The 5,081-nt window shown below is 37.2% G+C and carries 5 protein-coding genes and 3 pseudogenes; all 8 read left to right on the forward strand.

Annotated features, from left to right (window positions below):
• Positions 1-226: pseudogene (locus tag BLR79_RS08285) on the forward strand (integrase core domain-containing protein); the annotation flags it as partial.
• Between the two features lie 197 nt (positions 227-423).
• Positions 424-558: a 50S ribosomal protein L34 gene (gene rpmH, locus BLR79_RS08290; protein WP_092086906.1), complete on the forward strand. Its 135-nt coding sequence runs from the start codon at positions 424-426 to the stop codon at positions 556-558.
• Positions 559-696: 138 nt separating this feature from the next.
• The gene (rnpA, locus tag BLR79_RS08295; RefSeq protein ID WP_092086909.1) at positions 697-1,065 is read left to right on the forward strand and encodes a ribonuclease P protein component; all 369 of its coding nucleotides are present in this window, start codon (positions 697-699) and stop codon (positions 1,063-1,065) included.
• A complete protein-coding gene (locus tag BLR79_RS08300; protein WP_092086912.1) occupies positions 1,052-1,873 on the forward strand; it encodes a YidC/Oxa1 family membrane protein insertase in 822 nt (273 codons plus the stop codon). The genes rnpA and BLR79_RS08300 overlap by 14 nt, the downstream gene beginning before the upstream one ends.
• A gap of 25 nt (positions 1,874-1,898) precedes the next feature.
• Positions 1,899-2,765 carry an RNA-binding cell elongation regulator Jag/EloR gene (gene jag, locus BLR79_RS08305; protein ID WP_092086915.1) on the forward strand — a complete coding sequence of 289 codons (867 nt, stop codon included), beginning with the start codon at positions 1,899-1,901 and terminating at the stop codon, positions 2,763-2,765.
• Between the two features lie 171 nt (positions 2,766-2,936).
• A pseudogene (gene treP, locus BLR79_RS08310) lies at positions 2,937-4,390 on the forward strand (PTS system trehalose-specific EIIBC component).
• 22 nt (positions 4,391-4,412) lie between these two features.
• Positions 4,413-4,757 (forward strand): annotated as a pseudogene (locus tag BLR79_RS08315) (alpha-amylase family glycosyl hydrolase); the annotation flags it as partial.
• Positions 4,758-4,806: 49 nt separating this feature from the next.
• A partial coding sequence (locus BLR79_RS08320; RefSeq protein ID WP_143338838.1) for a helix-turn-helix domain-containing protein occupies positions 4,807-5,081 on the forward strand: 275 nt, incomplete at its 3' end.

The following is a 5,081-nucleotide window of genomic DNA, read 5'->3' on the forward strand; positions in this document are numbered from 1 at the left end:
CAAGAGAACACGCCCTTATTCGCCTTGGCAGAATGGTAAGGTAGAGCGTAGCCATCGAATTGACGCCGAGCGCTTTTACCATCGTCGAACATTTACGTCAGAAGAAGCGCTATTTAAGGCGCATGCGCGTTATATTAACCGAAGTAATAATATCCATCGTAAAGCACTTAACTTTTTAAGTCCAAATGAAGCCGTGGCCCAATACTTTGAATCACAAAGTGCTTAATTTTTTCTGGGGGACCGCGGTCCCCCAGAACCCCATTCAATTCTATTTATTTTGTACTAGAACTTTAAGTGTGTGTCACATATGTTTGACTACTCTAGAAGCTGTGTAGAAGAATGTCTGAAAAATGCCTTGACTTTTTATTGATGTTTCTTTAAAATATCCTAGTATGCTAAAACATCAGATGAGGAGGTATCATTGTGAAGAGAACTTATCAACCAAAGAAACGTAAACGCCAAACAACACATGGTTTCCGTAACCGCATGAAAACTAAAAATGGTCGTCACGTATTAGCTCGTCGTCGTCGTAAAGGACGCAAACGTTTAACTGTTTAATCAACGAATTAGCCGATCACTTCTATTATAAAGTAGAGGTGATCGGTTTTTTAGTTGCTGTAAGAAAATTCATTTCAATTTAGGAAGAATTTTAGATATAATAAAACCTAGTTAGTGCGAATTGAAAGGGTTTGAGATGTGAGAAAAAATTACCGCGTTAAAAGTGAAAAAGAGTTTCAGCGTGTTTTTGATAATAAACAATCGATGGCTAATCGCCAAATGGTTGTCTATAAACTTTTCAAGCCGGGTCAGCCGCATTTTAGAGTAGGTTTATCGGTGAGTAAGAAACTTGGTAATGCCGTTACGCGAAACCGAATCAAGCGATTGATGCGCCATGCTATTTGGCAAGTACGAGAAGATATTCCTAATGAATATGATTATTTGATTATTGCAAGGGCTGATATTAAAAACAAAAACTTAAAACAAATTGAACAATCAATTCTTCATATTATGAATTTGTTATTTAAACAAAAAAATAATGCAGGAGGTAAAGATGGAACAAATTAAACGATGGTCAAAGATGACCTTACTATTATTATTTGTAATGATACTTAGCGCGTGTACCCAACAAGGAGCAGACCAGCAAAGTGTCGGTTTGTGGAATGGGGTTTTCATTTATAACTTATCACGATTTATTTTATGGCTTTCTCATTTATTTAATAATAATTATGCGATTGGAATTATTTTATTTACGATTATCATTCGCTTAATTTTATGGCCATTAAATAGTATGCAAATTAAGTCGCAACGTAAAATGATGGAAATTCAGCCTGAGTTAGAAAAAATTAAAGCAAAATATCCTAACCGAGATCGTCAATCGATGGAGTTAATGCAACAAGAACAACAAGCATTTATGGAAGAAAATGAGATTAACCAATTTGCAGGCTGTTTACCTTTAGTCATTCAACTACCTGTGATGATGGGGTTATATCAAGCAATCTTTAAAACCCAAGAGCTAAGACAAGGCACTTTCTTCTGGGCTCATTTAGGTCAACCAGATCCGCTTTTTATCTTACCTTTAATTGCTGCCGGCTTGACGTTTGCTAATACTTATTTAACGACTTTAAGTAATCCTGTTAAAAACAGTACGACGACCGTCATGATGTATGTGATGCCAATTATGATTTTACTTATTTCATTTAGACTTCCTGCTGCGGTGACTTTATATTGGGTTATTACTAACTTAATTTCAGTTATTCAAACACTTCTACTAAATAACCCTTATAAAATTTTAGAAGAACGTCGCTTAAAAGAAGAAGCAGAAAGAGAAAAACAGCGTCGATTGAAAAAGGCACTTCGTCGCGCAACTAAATAATTTCAATAAAGAAAGGAACGATAGAATGATCGATAATGTGACCACTGTACAAGCTGATTCAGTAGAAGAAGCTGTAGAAATAGCACTTTCTCAATTAAATTTATCACGACAAGAAGTCGATGTTCACGTCATTAGTGAAGGTAAAAAAGGATTTCTAGGCTTTGGAAAACAGCCAGCGGTTGTTGAAGTTTCAGCTAAAGATATAACCGTTTCAGACGTTGCTAAACAAGTAGTAGAAGAAGTCATTGAAACGACGCAACCACTCGTTGAAGAAACACCTAAAGCTTCAATTACTGTCAAAGAAATCGCCAAAGAGCCGAAAAACTTAGATGAGTCAGAAGTAGTAGAAGAAGTGATTGTTGAAGAAACAGTTGGACAGACTTCAAACGATGCGACTCAAGCTATGTCAAAAGAAGAAGGATCTGTTGTAAAAGAAAAAGATGGTTACGAAATTGTCAAAAACTATTTAGAAGATATTTTGACAGCCTATGGTGTGGAAGATGCTAAGGTCACTTACCGCCGTAAAGGAACAGAAGTAACCTTTGACATCGAGACTGACAAACCAGGTATCGTCATTGGACGCCAAGGAAAGAATTTAAACGCTTTACAAGTCGTTGCGCAAATCTTATTCCATCGTTATGAACCGCGTCGCATGTCAATTATGTTAAACGTGGGTGATTACCGCGAGCGTCGTGCGAATGTGTTAACAAAAATGGCTCAACGTGCTGCTCGCCAAGTTCAAAAAACAAAGCAAGAAGTTATCTTAGAGCCCTTACCCGCTTATGAACGTAAACAAATTCATGCTATTATTAGTCGTTATGACAATCTATCTACTAAGTCAGAAGGTAAAGATCCAAATCGCTTTTTAATTATTCAATATAAAGAAGCTTAATTGAATAAAACTTATTTAACCTCTTTGTGCATTTGACACAAAGAGGCTTTTTAATGTTTTAATTTGAACGGTTTTATGTATAACAGGGTAGAGTAACCGCTTACAACCTTAGTGTTATAATAATAGATTGTAAAAGGTTACACAAGATATAAAAATAAGGAGGATTATACAATGGCTTTTAAAGAAGATGCAAGAAAATTACTCGATGCCGTTGGGGGCCAGATAACGTATCTGCTGTCACTCACTGTGCCACGAGAATGCGTTTCGTTTTACATGATCAAAGTTTAGCTAATATGGAAGAGATCGAAAATATCGATGCTGTCAAAGGAAGTTTTACACAAGCGGGACAGTTTCAAGTCATTATTGGAAACTCGGTTTCCGAATTTTACAAAGAGTTTGTTGCTTTAGCTAACTTACAAGAAGGTACAAAGGAAAGTGTCAAAGCGGCAGCCGTGTCAAATCAAAGTAAACTTCAACAAGCGATGACCTTTTTAGCGGAAATTTTCGCGCCCATTATCCCAGCTATTATTGTTGGAGGTTTAATTTTAGGATTTAGAAACATTTTAGAAGCGGTACCTTTTGGCTTCTTAAACGGGCAAACGATCGTAGAAGTTAGTCCATTTTGGGCAGGAGTGAATGCCTTTTTATGGTTACCAGGGGAAGCAATTTTCCACTTCTTACCTGTAGGTATTACTTGGTCGGTAACGCGTAAGATGGGGACGACACAAATTTTAGGAATTGTTTTAGGTATTACATTAGTGTCGCCTCAACTATTAAACGCTTATGGAGCGGCGGAAGCGTTAGCTACAGGTGATGTTCCTCAGTGGGACTTTGGCGTGTTCCAATTAGATATGATTGGCTACCAAGCGCAAGTTATTCCTGCGATGTTAGCCGGTATTACGTTAGGTTACTTAGAAAGATTTTGGCGCCGCGTGGTTCCAGAAATGTTATCTATGATACTTGTTCCATTTTTATCGTTATTGCCAGCGGTTATTTTAGCTCATACCGTTTTAGGTCCAATTGGTTGGACATTAGGTCAGTGGATTTCTAACTTAGTCTTTGCTGGTTTAACTGGACCTGTTAGCTGGTTGTTCGGTGCATTATTTGGTGCGTTTTACTCTCCATTAGTTATTACTGGACTTCACCACATGACAAACGCAATCGACTCTCAATTAGTCGCTGACTATGGTGGAACAGGATTATGGCCGATGATTGCCTTATCAAATATCGCTCAAGGTTCGGCTGTATTAGCTGTATGGTGGATGACCCGTGATGATGAAAAAGAATCACAAATTACGTTACCATCAGCAGTTTCAGCTTACTTAGGGGTGACAGAACCTGCGATGTTTGGGGTTAACTTGAAATACATTTATCCATTTGTAGCCGGTATGATCGGTTCAGCCATTGCTGGCTTTATTTCCACAACCTTTAAAGTGACTGCTAACTCAATCGGAGTTGGTGGCTTACCAGGATTTCTAGTGATTCAAATTCAATCAATGATTCCATTTATTGTTGCAATGATCGTTGCTTTAGTAGTACCATTTATTTTGACGCTATTTTTCAAGCGTTCGAATATCCTAACCAACAATCAATTGGATTTTGATATTCCATTTTTCAAACAATAAATAGATAGGAGAATTAGTTTCAATGCACTTAGGAGAAAAAGTTGTCTATCAACTTTATCCAAAATCGTTTCAAGATTCTAACAATGATGGTATTGGAGATTTAAGAGGTATCATTGAGCGGCTAGATTATTTAGCTGAACTAGGCGTTGATATGATTTGGCTCAATCCATTTTATCCATCCCCGCAAAACGACAATGGGTATGACGTATCCAATTATACTGATATTGACCCAATATTTGGGACGATGGAAGATTTTGAAGAGCTAGTGGAAAAGGCACGTCAATTAAAGATTGAACTTATGTTAGATACGGTTTTTAACCATACTTCAACAGAACATGAATGGTTCCAAAAAGCTTTAGCAGGTGAGCCGACCCCCAAAAGTTAGACCAAAAAATCTAACTTTTGGGGGTATTTTTATGACCAAGTATAGTTTAGAAACGAAACTTCAAATTGTTACTGACTACGAAGCTGGAAAAGGCGGATTTAGGACTTTAGCGAAAAAATATCAAATCGCTCAGTCAATAGTGAAACGATGGATCCATAATTATCAAGATTTCGGCTTAGAAGGCCTTCAAGTTAAGTCAACAAGACAGTCTTATCCTTTAGAAACCAAGCTATATGCGATAGAATTGTACTTAACTACAGAGTTAAGCTATCGCGAAGTCGGTGTCCAATTAGGGATCAATAATCC

This window comes from Dolosicoccus paucivorans (genome assembly GCF_900100125.1).
Taxonomy (GTDB): domain Bacteria; phylum Bacillota; class Bacilli; order Lactobacillales; family Aerococcaceae; genus Dolosicoccus; species Dolosicoccus paucivorans.

Excerpts from the sequence above, each read along its gene's own strand:
- BLR79_RS08300 (WP_092086912.1), top strand. The coding sequence starts at position 1,052 with ATGGAACAAATTAAACGATGGTCAAAGATGACCTTACTATTATTATTT.
- jag (WP_092086915.1), top strand. The coding sequence starts at position 1,899 with ATGATCGATAATGTGACCACTGTACAAGCTGATTCAGTAGAAGAAGCT.